Origin of the sequence: Aeromonas sp. FDAARGOS 1408, assembly GCF_019048665.1 — a bacterium.
GTDB classification, from domain to species: Bacteria; Pseudomonadota; Gammaproteobacteria; order Enterobacterales; family Aeromonadaceae; genus Aeromonas; species Aeromonas dhakensis.
Genome location: NZ_CP077394.1, coordinates 2,795,535 through 2,815,121, shown reverse-complemented (window position 1 = coordinate 2,815,121; position 19,587 = coordinate 2,795,535). Strand labels below are relative to the sequence as shown.

The following is a 19,587-nucleotide window of genomic DNA, read 5'->3' as shown; positions in this document are numbered from 1 at the left end:
TCCCATGGCCAGAATGAAATTCATGTGTGACACCAAGCGCTGCATCGAGTGCAACGGCTGTGTGACGGCGTGCAAGAACGAGAACGACGATGCCCTCGAGTGGGGCATCCAGCGCCGCCGGGTGGTGACCCTCAACGACGGCCTGCCGGGTGAGACCTCTATCTCGGTCGCCTGCATGCACTGCACAGATGCCCCCTGCATGGCGGTCTGCCCGGCCGACTGCTTCTATCACACCGACGACGGCATAGTGCTGCACAACAAGGATCTCTGCATCGGTTGCGGCTACTGCTTGTTTGCCTGCCCGTTCGGGGCGCCCCAGTTCCCGAAAACCGCCGCCTTTGGCGATCGGGGCAAGATGGACAAGTGCACCTTCTGCGCCGGTGGCCCGGAAGAGGATCACAGCGAGGCGGAGCGCCAGAAGTACGGTGCCAACCGTATCGCCGAGGGCAAGCTGCCCATGTGTGCCGAGCTCTGCTCCACCAAGGCGCTGCTGGCGGGGGATGCGCAGGTCATCTCCGACATCTTCCGCGAGCGGGTGGCCTATCGCGGTGCGCCTCACGCGGGCTGGGGCGGGGATGAGCAGGATCTGTTCCACGACGCCAGCCAACCCCGCGATGGCAGAGGCAAGGGGCTCAAGCCTGGCAAGCAGGAGGGTGGCCAATGAGACACTGGCTGACAGGGTTGCTGACAGCCTTGCTGCTGTTCAGTGCACCTGGCTTTGCCGATGCCCAGAAGGAGACGATCGGCTTTGCCGGCGCCGACTACTGGCGCGCGGTGAAGGATGGGCAGGAGGGGGTGACCACCTCCCGCTCGCCGGAGCACGGGGTGCTCATCTCGGTGCCGGGCCAGCTCTGGTTCGAGGTGAAAACCAAATGGGTGTCGCCGCTGGGTGCCATCGCCATCTTCGGCTCTTTGGCCATGTGCGGCTTGATGTACTGGGTGGTGGGACCGACCAAGCTCTCCAAACCGCGCACCGGGCGCAAGCTCAAGCGCTGGAGCCGGCTCGATCGGGCGCTGCACTGGACCACGGCGGGCATGTTCCTGACCTTGTCCGGCTCGGGGCTGGCCATCATCTACGGCAAGCACTTCATCAAGCCGGTGGTAAGCATGGGGGTGTGGGAGAACTGGATCTGGTTCGCCAAGGTGTTCCACAACTATGTGGGGCCGCTCTTCTTCCTCTGCCTGATGGGAGTGCTCATCAAGTGGTTCCGTCACAACATCGTCAACATGGTGGATGTGCAGTGGTTCATGAAGGCGGGCGGCATGCTGGGCCCCCACAAGGGGAGTCACCCCTCGGCGGGCTTCTCCAACGGCGGCGAGAAGGCCATTTTCTGGCTGCTCATCTGGTTTGGCGGCATCGTCGTGGCGACCGGGCTGTTTCTGGACTTCCCCATCTTCGGCCAGCTGCGCCGCCAGATGGAGTGGGCCAGTTTCATCCACATCGTAGGCGCCTTGATCCTCATCTGCGGCTTCATCTTCCATATCTACATGGGCCTGTTCCAGCTGGAAGGGGCGCTGGAGGGGATGGTGACCGGCGAGGTGGACGAGACCTGGGCCAGGGAGCACCACGACCTCTGGTATGAAGAGGTGAAGCACCAGCTCGACGAGCCGAAGGCAGGCAAGTCAGGCTGAGACTGACCGCGACATCAGGATGAAAGAGAAGGGGCGCTGCGGCGCCCTTTTTTGTGCGCGCAACTTAACCGATATGAATGGTCTGAATGAGGCCAAAGTCCGTCCTGCCACGGTTTTTGGCCGCAGGGTATGCCCAAGCTCACAAAATGAAACGACCAAACGTCATATGATTGATTTCATTATGAGTCTTGCTCTCCTGCCGAACGGCAATTTCACGTAAATCAAAGAGAATGACTATGGCTACCGGACAATATCTGCTGTGGAAAGATGCACAGGGACAAGATTTTCGCCCCGTTGCACTGACTGGCACCGATCTGCTCAACGATCGCAATCTCAACAAGGGTACCGCCTTCACCGAACAGGAGCGCGCCGACTTCGAGCTCGACGGCCTGTTGCCTCCCCAGGTTCAAACGTTTGAAGCCCAGCTTGAGCGGGTTTATCAGGGCTTTTTGAGCGCCTGCAGCGACATCGAGAAGTACCAGAACCTGCGGGCCCTGCAGGATCGCAACGAGACTCTGTTCTACGCCCTGCTGGCACGCCACGTGGAGGAGATGACCCCCTACATCTATACCCCGACCGTGGGCAAGGCGTGTCAGGAGTTCAGCCACCGCTTCCAGAAGCCACGCGGCCTCTACATCACCCCGAAGAACGTCGAGGACATGGGCTCCCTGGCCCGTCATCTCGATGCCAAGTCGGTGCGCATCATAGTCGTGACCGACAGCCAGGGGATCCTGGGGATCGGTGATCAGGGGGTGGGCGGCATGGGCATCCCCATCGGCAAGCTCTCCCTTTATACCCTGGGTGCCGGCATCCATCCCGCCTGCTGTCTGCCCATCGCGCTGGACGTGGGCACCGACAACCAGGCGCTGCTGGATGACCCCATGTATCTGGGCCAGCCCCACAAGCGCATTCGCGGCAAGGAGTACGACGACTTCATCGACAAGTTCGTGGCCGGGGTCAAGCGCCACTTCCCTAATGCGGTGCTGCAGTGGGAGGACTTCAGCAAGTCCAACGCCTTCAACAACCTCTCCCGTTATCAGCAGTCCCTGCCATCGTTCAACGACGACATCCAGGGGACCGGGGCCGTGGTGCTGGCGGGCATCATAGGGGCGGTCAAGGTCAAGGGCGAGACCCTGGGCCAGCAGAACTACCTGGTCTATGGCGCCGGTGCCGGCGGGGTCGGGGTGGCGGATCAGATCTGTGCGGGCATGATCCGCGAAGGGCTGGATCCCCAGGCGGCCCGCGATCGCATCTACATCCTGGATACCCAGGGGCTGGTGTGTGACAACCGTGAGGGGCTGGACGAATACAAGCGTCGCTATGCCAAGCCGGGCCTGTTGCTGTCGGGCTGGGATACCGAAGTGCCCGGCAAGGCCAACCTGACCGACGTGCTGCGTCACGTGCCCATCACGGTACTGCTGGGGACCAGCGGTGCGGGTGGCGCCTTCAAGGAGCAGCATATCCAGCTGATGCTCAACCACTGTGCGCGCCCCATGGTATTCCCGCTCTCCAACCCGACCGCCAACTGCGAGGCGCTGCCGGAGGACATCTATCGCTGGAGCCAGGGCAAGGCCATCGTCGCCACCGGCAGCCCGTTCAAGGATGTGCACTACGAGGGGCAGGAGTTCCGGGTCGGCCAGGGCAACAACGTCTTCATCTTCCCGGGGGTGGGGCTGGCAGCCATCGTCAGCCAGATCCGCGAGATCACGCCGGACATCTTCACCACCGCCGCCTTTGCGCTGGCGGAGTGCGTGAGCGAGGTGGACCTGGCCAAAGGGGCCGTCTATCCGCGCATTCGCGAGCTGCGCAGCATCTCGGTGCACGTGGCAACGGCGGTGCTCAAGGACATAGTGCGGCGGGATCCTTCCCACCCGCTGATCGGTCAGGATCTGCAGCAGCACATCCTCAACCACATGTGGGAGCCGGTCTATCTGCCCTACCGCCGGGTATGACGGACGCAAGCTGGCAATAGTTGCAATGAAGAGGGGTGGCCATGGCCACCCCTCTTGTTTTGTCACCTGAGCGGTCGGCTATCTTGTCAGCCGCGCAGCGGCAGCCAGTGCCCCGCCTTGCTGCGGCAGGCGGTGTCCTGCCACTGCTGGCTGGCCTGGCCTACGTAGAGCTGCTCGTGATAGTCGCGACACCAGAGACCGTTGGGATGGCGAAAGGTGCGCAGCGGCGTGACGCTGCCCGAGTGACGGCTGGCGGGGTTGAACCAGGTGAGGCTCTGACCCTTGGGGCGGGTTTGCAGCGCCTCGGCCAGCGCCTGGTTGGCCAGCGCCACGTCCTGCTTGTCCATCTGGTGGTAGAGCGGGGCGGCTGGCTGGGTGGCACAGGCGGACAACCACAGCGCCAGGCAGATCAGCAGATAGCGGCTCATGGTTGCTCCTTGCTGTTGAACCCTTGCTGGATCAAGGCCTGCTCCTGTGCATCGGTCAGGGTCTGGCCGCGATCGTCGACCGTGCCATCCCCCCGCAGCTTGTTGCCGTCAGCATCGACGGCGTCCATGCCGTTGTCATCGACTGTGCCATCCCCCCGGATCTCGTTGCCGTTGGCATCGACGGCATCCATGCTGTTGTCATCGACCGTACCGTCCCCCCGGATCTCGTTGCCATTGGCATCGACGGCATCCACTCCGTTGTCATCGAGGCCATTGCCCAGGCCTCGTCCACCACCGTGACGATCGCCGCCGGCGTGACGCTCCCCGCCGCCATGCTGTTCACCACCTGCATGGCGATCCCCTCCGGCATGTTGCTCGCCGCCGGCGTGCTCCCCACCGCCGTTGTCGTCAGCGCCATGGCTGCCACCATCGCTGTCACTGCCGCCGCCACTGTTGCTGCCGCCGTCGCTATCACTGCCACCACCGTCACTGTTGCTGCCGCCGTCGCTGTCACTGCCACCTCCACCGCTGCTGCTTCCACCTCCACTGCTACTACCGCCGCCACCACTGCTGCTTCCACCACCACTGTCACCCCCACCGCTATTGCCGTCGCCATCCTTGTTGTGAACGATCAGCCCATTGGCGACATAGCTGTGGCTGCCATCCAGGATCAGGTTGAACAGTGCCGTGGTGGGCGGGGCGTCAATCCAGCAGAGGGACTCCACCAGCAACAGGGCGGGCTGCGGGGCCAGCGCCAGGTTGCCTGCGTTGCCATGCTCAGACCAGCCCAGCAGGTGCATGCCGGTAAAAAGCGGCAGCACGGCGAGGGTCGGGTTTTCGGTGCGGGTCATGGCCGGCGCGATGGCCGCCCAGCCGCGGGTGGTCAGGAAGGGGTGCTCGGCGGTGAAGAAGGGAGCCAGCCGGTTGATTCCATAGAGACGGCGCTCTCCCAGCAGCACCCGCTCGACCGCGAGGATGAGGTTGCTGCGGCCATATTGATCCCGCACCCGTTCACCGGCCTGCAGGGTCTCGATGGGACGCGCCTCTCCGTCGGCCATCAGGATGGGGGTGCCGGTCACGAAACAGGACTTGGCATAGGCCTGATTCACCTGCCACTGATGGTGGCTGAAGTCATAGCTCAGCGGGGTGGCAAACAGGGCCAGGGCGATGGCCGAACCCACCAGCAGTCGGCGCTGGCTGGGCTTGAAAGCGGGCAGTGACATGGGGGACTCCTTGTCCGGCTGGGTTCACGTCATCAAGTATAGGGCGGGCTGATGGAGGGGCAGGGGAGCCATTGACAAACAAAACAGCATGGAAAAACGATTGGCGCCGGCCATAAAAGTGCGTAAAATGGCTTCCTCGATGCTTGTAGCAACGAATCCCGCCTAAAAAGCCAGTTTCATGCCCTCCCCAAGCAGTAAGAGGCAACAAATGACGCCAAATGGCTCATTCAATGCCTTGAAAAAGTCTTGTGATAACTGAAAAGTGTCAAATATCCCTGTCAGTTATCAAAAAATTAAGGACATCCATGTTTTCCTTAGTCAAGCAAAGCGTCGCCGGGCTGCAAATCCTGTTTGTCGCCTTCGGTGCCATGGTGCTGGTGCCCCTGCTCACCGGACTGAACCCCTCCATGGCCCTGCTTGGCGCCGGTGTAGGCACCCTGTTGTTCCAGCTCTGCACCCGCCGCCAGGTCCCGATTTTCCTCGGTTCCAGCTTTGCCTTCATCGCCCCCATCATTTACGCCACTCAGACCTGGGGCCTGCCCTCCACCATGTTCGGTCTGTTTGCCGCCGGTTTCATGTACTTCATCCTGGCTGCGCTCATTCGCGCCCGCGGCATGGGCTTTGTGCACAAACTGCTACCGCCTGTGGTGATCGGCCCGGTGATCATGGTGATCGGCCTGTCGGTGGCCCAGGTGGCCTGCAACATGGCCATGGGCCGTGCCGGCGGTGAGCAGGTGATGCCTGCCTCGACGGCGCTGACCCTGGCCGGCATCTCGCTGGCGGTCACCCTGATTGCGGCGGTGTTCTGCAAGGGCTGGATCAAGCTCATCCCCATCCTGTGTGGCGTGATTGCGGGCTATGTCTCTGCCGTGCTGATGGGTCAGGTGAGTTTCGACGGCATGGTCAACGCCCCCTGGCTGGCGCTGCCCCACTTCGTGACCCCGGAGATCAACTGGGCAGCGGCGCTGTTCATGCTGCCGGTAGCCATTGCCCCCTGTATCGAACACATCGGTGGCGTGCTGGCCATCGGTGGCGTGACCGGCAAGGATTACACCAAGAACCCGGGTCTGCATCGTACCCTGGCTGGTGACGGCATCGGCGTCTGCTTCGCCGGCTTCATCGGTGGCCCTCCCGTCACCACTTATGCCGAAGTGACCGGCGCCGTAATGATCACTCGCAACTTCAACCCGGTCACCATGACCTGGGCCGCGGTGTTCGCCATCATTCTGGCCTTCTTCGGCAAGTTCAACGCCCTGCTCACCTCCATCCCGATGCCGGTGATGGGCGGCATCATGCTGCTGCTGTTCGGATCCATTGCCGCCATCGGTCTCAAGACCCTGGTGGAGTCCAAGGTGGATCTGGGACTGTCGCGCAACATCGCCATCGTGGCCGTGACCCTGACCGTGGGTGTCGGCGCGCTGGAGATGAAGATCGGTGACTTCGCCCTGGCGGGCGTGGGTCTGGCCTCGGTGGCCGCCATCCTGCTCAACCTCATCCTGCCCCAGCACTCCGAAGAGGGTGCCATGGAAAGCGCCAAGGATTGAGTCAACGGACGGCGTATCCCTGTCTTGCAGAGGCCACCTCAGGGTGGCCTCTCTCTTTTCCGCCATCTGACACATCGCTGGGCCGGTGGAGTCTTAATACGTATAAAGTCAATAACTTGCTCACCGGCAGGCGTTGTCGTCCGAGAGTATCCGCCAGCCTCAAAATAGGGGTTGATTGAAGCCTGTCTAGCCAGGGCACCATTTGACGGATCCCTGTTCCTGACCTTTGCTAAAGGTCAGGTTTGACACTGTGCTGTGCGGATCAGTATGAAAAAAGAGGCGTTTACGCCCCCCATCATGGGATGCATCTTCCTCTCTTCTTACTGATGCTGTTCTTGCCGTTGCACCCTGTTAAACCACCCCATCTGCTTGCCGCCGACATGACGAAGGCGCGGCAAACCGTGCAAGCCGGCACGATCCGATAAGGGTCGTAAGGGTCCGCACATCGACTGGTGCGGACATTGAGGGACGAGCTGTGAGCAAAGTGAGGTTGCAATGAAATATCAACTGTTGTGGAAAAGCGCCCTGTTCTCGGCCTCTTCGGTGCTGGCGCTGGGTGCTGTACAGGCGGCACCCTTGAACGTGATGACCGAGGATTATCCGCCGTTCAACATGCAGGGGGAGGGGGGCAAGATAGTCGGCCTCTCCACGGAGGTGGTGGAGGAGCTGTTCAAGCGGGCCGGGGTCGAATACAAGCTGAGCATGATGCCCTGGAAGCGTGCCTACGAAGATACCCTCAGCACGCCCAATACCGCCCTGTACTCCACCACGCGCACGCCGGAGCGGGAAACCCTCTTCAAGTGGGTCGGGCCGCTGGTCAACAACAACTGGGTTTTCTTTGCCAATCCATCTTCCACCATCACGGTCAACTCCTTGGAAGATGCCAAGCAGTATTCGGTTGGGGGCTACAACGGTGATGCCGCTGCCGAATATCTCAAGGCGCAAGGGTTTGGCAAGCTGCAGCTGGCGGCTAACGATACCGCCAACGTGAAGAAACTGGAGGCTGGTCGCATCGATCTCTGGGCGACCGGGGAGTACCTGGCCCCCTATCTGGCCGCCCAGGAGAAGACGTCCAGTCCCAAGCCGGTGTTTGTGTTCAAGGAAACCCAGATGAGCCTGGCTTTCAACAAGGAAGCCCCGGATGAGCTCATCAACAAGCTCAACGAGATCCTGGCCGCCATGAAGGCGGATGGCACCATCGACAAGATCAATGCCAAGTACCATTAAGTTGTAACAAGACGTCGTTGCCGATATCGGGAGGGAACCATGGGTTGGAATAGTCTGACGTTCAGGATTGCCGTGCTGACCTCCCTGTCGGTGAGTCTGCTGCTGGTGTTGTTTGGTGGATATAACTACAACGCCGCCAGGGAGGAGAGCTACCGCAGACAGGCCGAGATGGTCGAGCAGGCCATCAGCCGGTTGCAGCTCTCCTTGCCTGGTCCGCTGTGGAATTACGAATCGGCTTTTGTCGAGGCATCCCTCAAATCCGAGTTGGCCACGGATGCGCTTAGCAGCCTGCTGGTGGTCAACAAGGACAAGCTGGTAGCGGGATTTGTCCGTGATGATGCCGGCGAAATTCAGGCGGTGGCAAAGCTGCCCGCCGATCTGGGCAGCCACGCCAGTCATGAGCTGGTCTACGACGACAACGGCCAGCTCAAGACGGTGGCCAATCTGCTGGTGGTCAGCAGTGATCGGGCCATTTTGATCCAGTTGCGCCATCTGCTCATTACCACCGTCTGGCAGATAGTGGTGCTGGACGTCGGCATCATCCTGTTGCTGATGGTCTTGATCCACCGCAATGTGCTGCGCCCCTTGCGGCAGATGAACTCCGCAGTCTTCGATCTGGCCCAGGGAGATGGGGATCTGACCCAGCGCCTCAAGATCCGCCGGCATGACGAGATGGGGGCGCTGGCTGGCAACATCAATCAATTCATTGCCAAGCTGCAGGGGACGGTGTCGGAGATAAACACCCTGTCGGCAGGCGTCTTGCAGACGGCGGAGCTGTGCGATTCGCTGGCGACCGATACCCGGCACGGCAGCGCCGAACAGCAGTCAGAGCTGGATCAGGTCGCGACCGCCATCACCCAGATGAGTCATGCGGTACAGGAAGTGGCGGGCAATGCGGTCAAGACATCCGGTGCGACCGATGAAGCCAGCCTCTATGTGGAGCAGGGTTACAAGCTGGCCGGTCAGGCCAATGAAGCCATTCATCAGCTGGTCGGCGAGGTGGAGCGGGTCGCCAACCTGATCCGCTCCTTGTCGAGCGAGAGCAGCAGCATCGGCAACATCATCGAAGTGATCAACGGTATTGCCGAACAGACCAACCTGCTGGCCCTCAATGCCGCCATTGAGGCGGCCAGAGCCGGGGATCAGGGGCGCGGGTTTGCCGTGGTGGCCGATGAGGTGAGAACGCTGTCCGGCCGTACACGCCAGTCGACCGAGGAGATCAGTGCCAGTATCGCGCGCTTGCAGCAGGCAACCCACAATCTGGTTTCTGGTATGCAGCAAAGTCAGGACAAGGCCTCCCAGGCGGGGGCGCAAGCCGCCGACGTGCAGCTCTCGGTTGAGAAGATAAAGACCCAGGTCGGCCTTATCCGTGAAATGAACATGTATATCGCCCAGGCCTCGGAAGAGCAGCACTCGGTGGCGGAAGAGGTCAGCAACAGCGTCAATCGCATCGCCGGGCTCAACAACGACAGTGCGGCGAGGGTGGGGCAGGTAGCCGATGCCAGCAGTGATTTGCGCCAGCTGTCGGCTCAGTTGGACAGTCTGCTCAAACAGTTCAGGGTGTGAACGCCGGGCGTCAGCGATCTGGCCGTCAAGGCAGAGGAGTGGATGATGGGAATAACCAGGATGCTTGTCCTGTTCTGGGCTCTGTGGGCAGGCGGATTGCAGGCCGGGTCCGTCAGGTATCAGGTCGAAGGGCGGACGTTCGAAGGTTATCATCTGGCGGGGGCCAGTCAGCAGTCAACCCTGGTGCTGCTGGTCCATGACTGGGATGGGTTGACCGGGTATGAAATGAAGCGTGCCGACATGCTGGCGGCCTTGGGTTACCGGGTGTTTGCCGCCGATCTGTTCGGCGTTGGTGTGAGACCCACTACGGTGGAGGATAAAAAGCGGCTGACAGGGGCACTATACCAGGACAGGGCGAGCATGCGGGCCCTGCTCGCCGGGGCGCTGGCCGAGGCCACGAGGTTGGGAGGCAAACCGAAAAAGGTTGTTGCGCTCGGTTACTGTTTCGGAGGGGCCGCCGTGCTGGAGCTGGCCCGCAGCGGGGCGGATCTGCACGGTACAGTGAGCGTGCATGGCGGGCTGGAGACGCCGCCAGGTCAGAACTACCAACAGGTCAGGGGACGTGTGCTGATACAGCATGGCAGTGCTGACGAGGCGGTCAGCCTGGGGCAGTTTGCCGCCTTGATCGGCGAGCTGGAGAGGGCCGGCATCAGCCATGAAGCGATCAGTTACAGTGGCGCCCCTCACGCATTCAGTGTGTTTGGATCAGACAGGTACCACGCCGAAGCCGATGCCCTTGCCTGGCAACGCCTGGTTGGTTTTCTGGCAGAGATCTCCGCAAAGTAACCCTGTGCGCTGGTTTGCAAGCCATGGCATTGCCATGGCTTTTTGCTGTCTGTTGATCATGACTGATGGCGTGCCAGTACGATCACCCACATGGCCCCGTCCCCCACGTGATAGCGTGCCAGCAGGGTCAGGGCACCGCTGACCGGGTCGATGCGATGCACCGCCAGCTGGTGGGAAGCCTGCCCGGCCGCCAGCAGCCAGTGGCCGCTCTGGTCGATGGCAAAACCGCGGGGCATGGTCTCGGTCGGGAAGTGGCCGACCACGCCGAGCTCGCCATCCGGCGCGATGGCGAACTGGGTCAGCAGGCTGCTTGCCCGCTCGCTGCTGTAGAGAAAACGCCCGTCGGGTGTCACGTGCAGATCCGCCCCCCAGCGCTCCCCCTGATAACCGGCTGGCAGCATGGAGAGGCTCTGGCAGAGCCGGATCCCGCCATCGGCGGTGGGCCGGTAGCGGTTGATGGTGCAGTCGAGCTCGTTGAGGCAATAGAGGTCGCCATTGCTCGGGTGCCGCGCAAGATGGCGCGGCCCGGCACCGCTGGCGGTCGCCAGATCCCCCAGCGGATGGGGGCGCAGCCGCCCCTCCTTGCAGAGCAGAAAGCGGCGGATGCAATCCTCCTTGAGGCAGGCGACCAGCACTTCCTGCTCGCCCTGTTTATTTGTACGCAGCAGGGTGACCGAATGGGCGGCCTGCAAGCCGTCGAGCTGCTGGTGGGGGGGCGCTGCCCGGCCGTCGACGGCGATGGCGGAGACGGTAACCTGATTGAAGGCATAGGAGGCCGCCAGCAGGAAGCGGCCGTCGGCCGAGATGGCGGTGTGGGAGGCGCTGCCCGCCAGCGGTGCCGATCCCTGCGTTTCCAGCCGGCCATCGGCCTCGATGCGATAGCTGATCAGGGCGAAATCGGGGCGCACGGCGGCATGGAGCCAGCGCCCGTTCGGGCTGATCACCAGCGGCTGGACCTGGCCCGGGGTGTCGACCACCTGCAATGGCGTGAGCTCCCCGGTATCGGCCAGGGCAAATACGTGGATCTGCTGGCTGGCGGGGCTCGCCACATAAACGACCTGCTGCATCTGTTTCTCACTCCTTGTCATGGGCAACCGCAGGCCATCTTATCCTCTTTCGCGTCCGGCTGGCGCTACTCTTTTGCCCGGCCCGGGCAGACCACCTGACGGGCCTTGAGATGGTAGAGCTCCACCTGCGGGTGGCTGAAAAAGCCCACTTCCCACGGGTTCTTCTGCACGAAGGCGGCGCGGATAGGTTCGAACAGCGGGTGATCCTGCGGGATCTGGTAAGCATCGGCGGCGATGATGGTGTAGTTCCACTCGATGGCGCGGGTGTAGGTGAACACCGCCCGCGAGTCGATGGCGAAGTGGCAGCGGCCGTCCCGCTTGAGCAACTGCGACTTGAAGGTCTCGGGGAAGGTGATGAAGAAGATGTCGTCCTCATCGGAGGAGAGAAACGCCAGTACAGTGGTGTGGGGCTGGGACTGGGCCCGGGTCACCAGCACCCCGATCTTGTTCTCAACCTCACGCAAGTCAGGCACCGGCAGGTCGGTGAGCGGGGTGACGGGCAGCTCGTTAGCGGGGCGTTCATCGGCCGGATGTTGATAGCCCGGCTGGGCGAAGCCGTAGACCACCCGGTTGCCGTACCAGAGCTCGAACTGCAGCGGAGTGACCTGCACCCTGTCTGGGGCGGTGCGGGCGATCACCCCTTTGTAGGAGACGCGATAGACGCTCAAGGAGGCGTCGTACTCGTCGACCCCGGTGCGGTTGTCCAGATGCAGGGTGATCTTCTCTCCCACCGCCAGCTGGTGCCCCTTGGGGAAAGTCAGCAGCAGCTCGTCGTCTGGCTGGATCTCGGCCCCGCAGATGTAGACGCCGGTCTCCTTGCTGGCGGGGTCGACATAGGTGGCGGCCACCCCGAGCAGGGGAGAGCCGAGAAAAGAGAGCAGAGAGGGTTGGGAACTCATGGCGCACCTTGGTAAATGTGGGGGATCGGCTCCTCAGTGTATCGCGGCCGACCGGGATTGGCAGGCCCCTCATCCGGGGAGACAAGCGTTTCAGGCTAGCGACAAACCGTGCCCCATTCTGGCCGGCCCGTCACAAAACCAGCGCAAGCGGTGGGCCACCGACACAAAAAAGGCCCCTTGCGGGGCCTTCGAGCGAGATGAGGGGCTGCCTTAACCGGGCTGGGGGCCCGGCAGGGCGGGAGGCTGGGCGGAGTCGGACTCCACCTTCTGCTCTTCGTCTTTCATGTTCTTGATATAGACATCCATCTGGTTGAACGCGATCTCGATGCCGTTTTCGCGGAACAGCTGGTCTATCTTGCGGTTCAGCTCGTCCACCGCCGGGTTGCGATCGCCAAGCTCGCTCACGAAGAAGCGCAATTCGTGATCCAGGGTGCTGGCACCGAAGGTGAGGAAGTAGACGATGGGCGCCGGATCCTTGAGCACGCGGCTGTTCTCGTCCGCCGCCTGCTTGAGCAGGGTGCGGGTCAGCTCCAGATCCGAACCGTAGGCCACACCTACCCGTACGATGACCCGGGTGACCGTATCGCTCAACGACCAGTTGATGAGCCGCTCGGTCATCAGCTGCTGGTTGGGGATGATCACCTCCTTGCGGTCGAAGTCGGTCAGGGTGGTGGCGCGAATGCGGATCCGCGAGACGGTGCCGGAGAAGGAGCCGATGGTGACGGTGTCACCGATCCGCACCGGACGCTCGAACAGTATGATGATGCCGGAGACGAAGTTGGAGAGGATCTCCTTCATGCCAAAACCGATACCGACCGACAGACCACCGGCGACCCACTGCAGCTTGTCCCACTGTACCCCCATCATGGAGAGGGCGGTCAGCGAGCCGACCCCGATCAGCACGTAGTTGAGCATGGTGGTGATGGCGTAGGCCGTACCCTGGGCCAGGTTCAGCTTGGAGAGTACCAGCACCTCCAGCAGACCCGGCAGGTTGCGGGCCAGCGACCAGGCGCCGCCCAGCAGCAGGAAGCCTATCAGTACATCGCTCAGGCTGATCGGGAACATCACGGCATTGGCCCCTGTCCCTTCAGTGCGGTGCCACAGCACCATGCTGTCGAGGTAGGAGAAGACCGCCACCAGATCGGACCAGAGCCAGTAGAAGGCGACGCCGAAGATCAGCAGCAGCACGGTACGGGTCAGACGCAGCGACTGCTGGCTGACATCTTCCAGATCCATGGGCTGCTCTTCGATGGTGTCTCCCCCTTCCGCATCCTCCTGGGCCTTGTGTTCGCGTTTGGCCACCGCACGGCGATAGGCCAGGCGACGGGCCGCCAGCTCAAGGCCGCGCAGGGCGGTACGGTAGACCAGGCTCCAGAGGATGAGCAGGTAGAAGGACTCGATCAGCCGGCCGGTCAGCTTGAGGGCGGTGTAGTAGTAGCCCAGTCCCACCAGCACGATCAGCGCCACCGGTGCCAGCGCCAGGGCGATGGCGGTGATGGACTGCTGCATGCTCGCCTCGCCCTTGATGCGGGCGCGGGAGATGGGGAACACCAGGTAGGCGGCCAGCCCCAGCAGGGCCAGGGTCAGCGCCTGACCCACCACGTCGTTGCCAAGGGAGGAGGGTTCCACCACCGCCTTGGTCGACAGCATGATGAGCGGCAGCAAGGGCACCCAGAGGTAGCGCATGCTGGTGCGCTTGGCCTGCAGATCGGCTTTCGGAATGCGGAAGTGGCTCTCGGCGATGCCGCCCGGCCGCATCACCGCCAGATAGACGCTGAACACCAGATAACCGAGCGCCAGGTTGAGGGTGATCTGGAAAATCAGCTTGGAACTGAGCAGACCGCAGTCAGTCAGCAGCAGGCCGGCAGCCAGGATGAACAGGCTGCCCGGCAGGCGTTGCAGCACGGTATAGCAGAGGGCTGCCGGGGTGTGCCACTGGCTGTCCTGGCGAAAGCGCCCCAGATCCTTGGTGATCTTCTTCTGCCGCTCGATCAGCGTCGGGCGCTTCCAGATCAGCAAGCCACCTATCAGCAGCAGCGGCAGGGCCAGCAGGGTGATGGGCAGCAAGGTTTCACCCCAGCCGCTCCAGTCCGGTTTCAGCACCCAGTCGGAGGCCTGCTTGTAGGCCTGGGCCGGCCAGCTGATGAACCACTTGCCGTCGATGGGTTTGTTGCTGCTCACCCAGAAGATGTGCTGCTGCAGGGTGAACTCGATGGAGGAGTAGATCCGTGCCAGCTGCTGCTGGGTCAGCTGCAGGCTGATGGCGTTGGTCAGCTGGGCATCCAGCTGGCGGTTGAGCTGGTCGAGCAGGCTGATGCGGGTGTCGAGCAGCTTGGAGAGGCTGGCTCTGTCCTCCTCGCTCACCGGCTCGCTGCTGCTTGCGATCAGGTTGTCCAGATACTGGGTCTTCTGGAACAGCTGGTCGCGCTGCTGGCTCAGTTCAAACTGGGCCAGGTGCAGGTCGGCGATCTGCTCCTCCAGGTTCTTCACCAGGGTGGAGGGGGAGGACTCCAGCTGCTGGTAGAGCTGATAGAGGATGCGCGACAGCAGCAGGTTGCCCTTGAGCATCTGCACCTGTTCGTTGAGGTTGCGTTCGGTCTGGGTGCCGCGCTCCAGCCAGCTCTTGGCCTGCAGGTTCTTCTGCACCAGCGAGTTGAGGCTGGCGGTGGCGCTGACCAGCTGCTGGCTGAGCTGGTGGTTGAGCTCCTGCTCCTTTTGCACTAGCGGGCTGTCGGCGGCGGCCACCAGCTCACCGGTCTGCTCTGCAGTTTTTTCGGTGTCGCCCAGGCGCTTGGCACTGCTCTGCTCCTGCAGCAGTTGCAGCTTCTGCTCTTCGCTCGCGAGGCGGGCGGTCTGGTAGTCGCGCTGTTTGACCGCCAGATCCTGCATGCTGGTGCGGTTGTCCAGCTCCTTCTGCAGGTTGGCCAGCTGCAGATCCAGCAGGGCCAGCTCGGCATTGAGCTTCATCTTCTCGGCGCTGCTCACCCCGTCACCGGCGTTGAGGCGGGTACGGATCTCCTGGCTGCGCTGATAGGCGCGGCTCATGCTGGCCTGAGCCCGTTCCGGCAGGGTCTGCAGGTTGGTGAGCTGGCTGCCGATGGTGCCGAGGGCCTCCTGGGCATCCTGCATGTTGGCCATGACGTCGGGCTGGCGACTCTCCAGTTCGCTCAGACTCATGCTGGCGTATTCGCTCTTGATCTGCTCGGCGCTCTTGCCCTGGGTCAGGGCATCCAGTCTGGCGCTGATGTCGCGCAGCTCGGCCGGCAGGGAGCGAACCCGTTCGTTCTGGCTTCTGGCCTTGCTCTTCTCTTTCTCGATGCTGTCGAGCAGGGTGAGGGTGTCGGTCAGGAATTTCTGGTCGGCCTGCTGGCTGACGGTGAGGGTGTCCGACTTGCCGAGGGCGTCGAGAGCCCGTTGTACGCTGGTACGTTGGGGCACGTCCTGCGCCATGGCTTGCGGGGCCCAGAGACTGACGAGTAAGCAGAGCAGCGGCAACAGGGTGGCCGAGGCTCTTTTGAACGGTATTGAGAGCATAAAACTTCCGGGTTATTACGCGATATTCGGGAGATGTCCCACTTGGATTAAATCCGCGTGGATTCTAACACCGGGCAGAAAGGGGCAGCAGGGGGGCGAGATAAAAAAAACGGCGCCCGCGGGCGCCGTTTTCAGCTTGTTCAGTTCCGATTAAAGAACGTGAACAGAAGCGGTGTTGGTGGTGCCGCTCGGTACCAGGGCACCGGAGACCATGACAACCACATCACCCTTCAGACCCATGCCGCTGGCCAGGGCCGCTTCTTTACCGATGCGATAGAAATCGTCGGTGGAGGCGATGCTGTCAACCACGTGAGCAACCACACCCTTGGTCAGCACCAGCTGGGCAGCGGTCTTCTTGTTGGTGGTGATGGCCAGGATCCAGGCTTTCGGGAAGTACTTGCGGATGGCCTTGGCAGACTTGCCGCCTTCGGTGGCAACCACGATCAGCGGGGCGTCCAGCTTCTCGGAGGTCTCTACCGCGCCTTTACATACGGCCTCGGTGATGCGCAGCTTGTTGCTGTCGTTGGCAGCAGACAGGTTGGACGGCATCACGGCATCGGTACGCTCGCAGATGGTGGCCATGATGGTCACGGCTTCCAGCGGGTACTTGCCCTTGGCGGACTCACCGGACAGCATGACTGCGTCAGTACCGTCCAGGATGGCGTTGGCCACGTCGCCGGCTTCGGCGCGGGTCGGACGCGGGTTCTTGATCATGGAGTCCAGCATCTGGGTGGCGGTGATGACCACTTTGCGGGCTTTGTTGCACTTCTCGATGATCATCTTCTGGGCGAAGATAACTTCTTCAACCGGGATTTCGACACCCATGTCGCCACGAGCAACCATGATGCCGTCGGAGACAGCCAGGATCTCGTCGAAGTTGTCCAGGCCTTCCTGGTTTTCGATCTTGGAGATGATCTGGATGTTCTCGCCACCGTGGGCTTTCAGGTGCTCACGGATTTCCAGCACGTCTTCTTTCTTGCGAATGAAGGAGGCGGCAACGAAATCAACGCCTTGCTCGCAACCGAAGATCAGGTCGCGCTTGTCTTTCTCGGCCAGGGCCGGCAGCTTGATGGAGACGCCCGGCAGGTTGATGCCTTTGTTCTCGCCCAGATCGCCGTTGTTCAGTACTTTACAGACAACTTCGCGCTCGGTGATCTCGATGACGTCCAGACCGATCAGGCCATCGTCAACCAGGATGCGGTTGCCGACGCGCAGGTCGTTGGCGAAACCGGCATAGGTCACAGCGACTTTGTCTTTGTTGCCAACCACGGTCTGGTCGGTGGTGAAGGTGAAGGTCTGGCCAGCGACCAGGGCCACGTCGTTGCCGCCTTCCAGCTTGATGGTACGGATTTCCGGACCCTTGGTGTCCAGCAGGATGGCTGCGTGCTTGCCGGTTTCGGCCATGACAGCGCGCAGGTTGCTGATGCGACCACCGTGCTCGGCGTAGTCGCCGTGGGAGAAGTTCAGGCGCATGACGTTCATGCCGGCGTCCAGCATCTTGGCCAGCATTTCTTTGGATTCGGTCTTGGGACCGATGGTGCAGACGATTTTGGTCTTTTTCATGTCAGTCTTCATGGTTAAGGAGTTTCCGCCGTGCAATATACACCAGTTTTTGGATACTTTTTATGATCCAGAAACAACGTTTTGACCAGATAACGTTTTCTTTTCAGGGATAACGTTTTCCTCCCGGCTACTTTTTAGGGCATAAATTAACTGGTCAGCGCAGATTTGGCATAAATGTCGCCATATGTATCTCGGAGCCGGCCCGCCTCGTCAAATGTTGTAAAATGACGATCCCGTCCCTTCATCAAACCGTCATCGGCCCCCGACAAGAATAGACACTCTGCTGCCACCGGAGTGCTGCAAGATGGTCCCTTATCTGCTGCTGTTGTCCGTCGCCCTGCTGGGTGTGCAGGCGCTGCCCGCCAGCTGCTGGCCGGCCGATCCCGCTCCCCGCGATGGCGCGCTGCGCGCGTTCGAGCGCCTTGAAAGGCTGCATGCGCAGGCCGCCACGGCCCACGCGCAGCCAGGCTTGCCGCGCACCAATCCCCCGCTTGCCGGGGCGCATCGGCAGCCCTGAGCGGAAGGTTTGAAAACAAGAGAGGGAGGCCTGGCCTCCCTCTCTTGTTTTAGGTGCTTCATTACTCCTTGGCGGCTCAGTTTATCTTGCCCATCTCGATGGCGAAGCTGGTGGCCAGCTGGGCGAACTTGAGGGCGTGGGCAGCCGAGGGATCCGAGTTCTGCAAGGTGTCCCGGGCGGTATGGATGTTGGGGTTGTAGTCGTTGAAGCGCGACTCGAACGGCATGGCGGCCGGGTAGCCCTGATTGTGCCAGGAGGCGTGATCCGAGCAGCCGTAACCGCAGCTGTCATAGCCGTAGCGGATCTGGGGCAGATAGGCGTCGAGCAGCTGGGCCAGATAGCCGGTCAGCCCCTGGTCGGTGTAGTCGGTCATGAAGACGATATCTTCCGCCGAGCCCTGGTAGTTGGTCATGTCCAGCTGCAGCGCCGCCAGCACCTTGGTGTTGGCCGCCTTGTAGCGGGTGGCGATGTCCTTGGAGCCGCGCAGCCCCACCTCTTCCGCCGCATAGCCGATGAACTGCAGGGTGCGCTCCGGCTGGCGGCCCTGCTCTGCGATGACCCGCAGCACCTCGGTCAGGGTGGCGATGCCGGAGGCATCGTCGTCGGCGCCGGGGGCCAGGGTGCGGCTGTTGGGGGCCGAGCCCGCGGTGGAGTCGAGATGACCGCCGAGCACCACCACTTCGTCCGGGTAGCGGCTGCCCTTGAGGGTCAGCACCACGGACTGCTGCGGATAGCCGCTGTGCTTGACCCGGCTGACGCTGGCCCAGGGCAGGGTCGCGCTCAGGGTCTGCCACTGGCCGGCCACCCAGTCAGCCGACTGCACCCCCGTGGTGGTGGTGTAGTAGCGGTTGCGCCAGCTGGCGAGCTGGCTGATGGTGCCGACTATGTTGCCCTGATCCAGGTAGGGCAGCAGCCGGTTGACGCTGGCTCCCTGGGTCAGCGGCGGGGCGCTGAACAGGTTCTGACTGATGGGCTGGGCCATGCTCTGCAGGGCGTCGGCCAGGGTGCTGTGCACCACGTAGCCGCCGCAGCGCTGGTGCCCTTCGTGCATCAGGTGGGAGAGGGTGCCAAGCTCGCTCGCCTCGACCTGGGCCAGCTGGACGGGGGCGCCGCTGGCGCTGAACAGGGGGGCCAGCTTGGCTTTTACCTGCTTGAGTTCGACGCCGCTGTCGGCACCGACCGTGATCCAGACGGGCTCGGCGGCCTGTACGGCGAGGGGCAGCAGGGGGAGCAGGAGGGCAGTCAACAAGGGTTTCATGGCGGATCCTTCCAGATTGGTTGTGGGCACATGTGCCAAATGGGTGTCATAAGACGACTGGCCCAGTCTAGCCAAGGAGACTGATCAGCGAATTTGCCCATCTGGCGCGGCGCTCCCCCAATCCGGTAGGGGTCGCTGCAGGATCTGCTGTCTACTGCGGGCCGGCGAGGGTGGCTGGCGGAGCTTTGTGCTGGCGAGGGGGCGGTGCGCAGGGGGCTCGTGGCCGTGGCGGCACTCGGCCCTGACCTGGGGGGCTGACAAAGGGAGTCAAATTGTGCCATATCGCTGCTCGCCGCCGGTGGCGCAAGCCGTGGCCGGGTGCATCGGCGTCAGTGACGGGCATAACGGCAGCCATCAAAAAGAGGGGCAGAGCCCCTCTTCTTCATCATCT

At 62.3% G+C, this 19,587-nt stretch carries 15 protein-coding genes; 8 read left to right on the top strand and 7 right to left on the bottom strand.

Features of this window, described 5'->3' with window-relative positions:
- The first annotated feature begins 4 nt into the window (after positions 1-4).
- The 3 genes from fdh3B to I6L38_RS12810 all read left to right on the top strand — a co-directional run bounded on the left by fdh3B (position 5) and on the right by I6L38_RS12810 (position 3,584).
- Positions 5-664, top strand: coding sequence for a formate dehydrogenase FDH3 subunit beta (gene fdh3B / locus I6L38_RS12820; RefSeq protein ID WP_005303185.1), 660 nt, complete (start codon positions 5-7; stop codon positions 662-664).
- The gene (locus tag I6L38_RS12815; protein WP_017765091.1) at positions 661-1,632 is read left to right on the top strand and encodes a formate dehydrogenase subunit gamma; all 972 of its coding nucleotides are present in this window, start codon (positions 661-663) and stop codon (positions 1,630-1,632) included. The genes fdh3B and I6L38_RS12815 overlap by 4 nt, the downstream gene beginning before the upstream one ends.
- A 236-nt stretch (positions 1,633-1,868) precedes the next feature.
- Positions 1,869-3,584, top strand: a complete 1,716-nt coding sequence (locus I6L38_RS12810) for an NAD-dependent malic enzyme (RefSeq protein ID WP_010633297.1) — start codon at positions 1,869-1,871, stop codon at positions 3,582-3,584.
- 86 nt (positions 3,585-3,670) lie between these two features.
- On the opposite strand, the gene I6L38_RS12805 is transcribed toward I6L38_RS12810, so the two are convergent.
- Positions 3,671-4,012, bottom strand: a complete 342-nt coding sequence (locus I6L38_RS12805; RefSeq protein WP_216988580.1) for an RT0821/Lpp0805 family surface protein — start codon at positions 4,010-4,012, stop codon at positions 3,671-3,673.
- On the bottom strand, positions 4,009-5,235 hold the full coding sequence (locus I6L38_RS12800) for a hypothetical protein (protein ID WP_216988579.1): 1,227 nt from the start codon (positions 5,233-5,235) through the stop codon (positions 4,009-4,011). Before I6L38_RS12800 ends, I6L38_RS12805 begins: the two co-directional genes overlap by 4 nt.
- Positions 5,236-5,540: 305 nt before the next feature.
- On the opposite strand from I6L38_RS12800, the gene I6L38_RS12795 reads away from it, so the two are divergent.
- The 4 genes from I6L38_RS12795 (at position 5,541) to I6L38_RS12780 (ending at position 10,358) form a co-directional block, all read left to right on the top strand.
- Positions 5,541-6,779: a uracil-xanthine permease family protein gene (locus I6L38_RS12795; RefSeq protein ID WP_019839748.1), complete on the top strand. Its 1,239-nt coding sequence runs from the start codon at positions 5,541-5,543 to the stop codon at positions 6,777-6,779.
- 495 nt (positions 6,780-7,274) lie between these two features.
- Positions 7,275-8,006 carry an ABC transporter substrate-binding protein gene (locus tag I6L38_RS12790; protein WP_005303172.1) on the top strand — a complete coding sequence of 244 codons (732 nt, stop codon included), beginning with the start codon at positions 7,275-7,277 and terminating at the stop codon, positions 8,004-8,006.
- A 39-nt stretch (positions 8,007-8,045) separates the two neighbouring features.
- Positions 8,046-9,572 (top strand): methyl-accepting chemotaxis protein, encoded by a 1,527-nt coding sequence (locus tag I6L38_RS12785; RefSeq protein ID WP_054544375.1) that lies wholly within the window; start codon positions 8,046-8,048, stop codon positions 9,570-9,572.
- Between the two features lie 45 nt (positions 9,573-9,617).
- Entirely contained in the window at positions 9,618-10,358 is a 741-nt protein-coding gene (locus I6L38_RS12780) for a dienelactone hydrolase family protein (RefSeq protein WP_216989590.1), read from the top strand.
- Between the two features lie 56 nt (positions 10,359-10,414).
- Here the strand turns inward: I6L38_RS12780 and I6L38_RS12775 are convergent, their stop codons facing one another.
- From I6L38_RS12775 to pykF, 4 genes are all read right to left on the bottom strand, one after another.
- The gene (locus I6L38_RS12775; protein ID WP_216988578.1) at positions 10,415-11,425 is read right to left on the bottom strand and encodes a beta-propeller fold lactonase family protein; all 1,011 of its coding nucleotides are present in this window, start codon (positions 11,423-11,425) and stop codon (positions 10,415-10,417) included.
- A 65-nt stretch (positions 11,426-11,490) separates the two neighbouring features.
- A complete protein-coding gene (locus I6L38_RS12770; protein ID WP_216988577.1) occupies positions 11,491-12,324 on the bottom strand; it encodes a hypothetical protein in 834 nt (277 codons plus the stop codon).
- A 210-nt stretch (positions 12,325-12,534) separates the two neighbouring features.
- On the bottom strand, positions 12,535-15,858 hold the full coding sequence (gene mscK, locus I6L38_RS12765; RefSeq protein ID WP_201971622.1) for a mechanosensitive channel MscK: 3,324 nt from the start codon (positions 15,856-15,858) through the stop codon (positions 12,535-12,537).
- Positions 15,859-16,008: 150 nt separating this feature from the next.
- Positions 16,009-17,421 (bottom strand): pyruvate kinase PykF, encoded by a 1,413-nt coding sequence (gene pykF, locus I6L38_RS12760; protein ID WP_019839755.1) that lies wholly within the window; start codon positions 17,419-17,421, stop codon positions 16,009-16,011.
- Between the two features lie 304 nt (positions 17,422-17,725).
- On the opposite strand from pykF, the gene I6L38_RS12755 reads away from it, so the two are divergent.
- Entirely contained in the window at positions 17,726-17,938 is a 213-nt protein-coding gene (locus I6L38_RS12755) for a hypothetical protein (RefSeq protein ID WP_216988576.1), read from the top strand.
- Positions 17,939-18,014: 76 nt separating this feature from the next.
- On the opposite strand, the gene I6L38_RS12750 is transcribed toward I6L38_RS12755, so the two are convergent.
- Entirely contained in the window at positions 18,015-19,196 is a 1,182-nt protein-coding gene (locus I6L38_RS12750; protein ID WP_026139135.1) for a M28 family metallopeptidase, read from the bottom strand.
- Between the last annotated feature and the right edge of the window lie 391 nt (positions 19,197-19,587).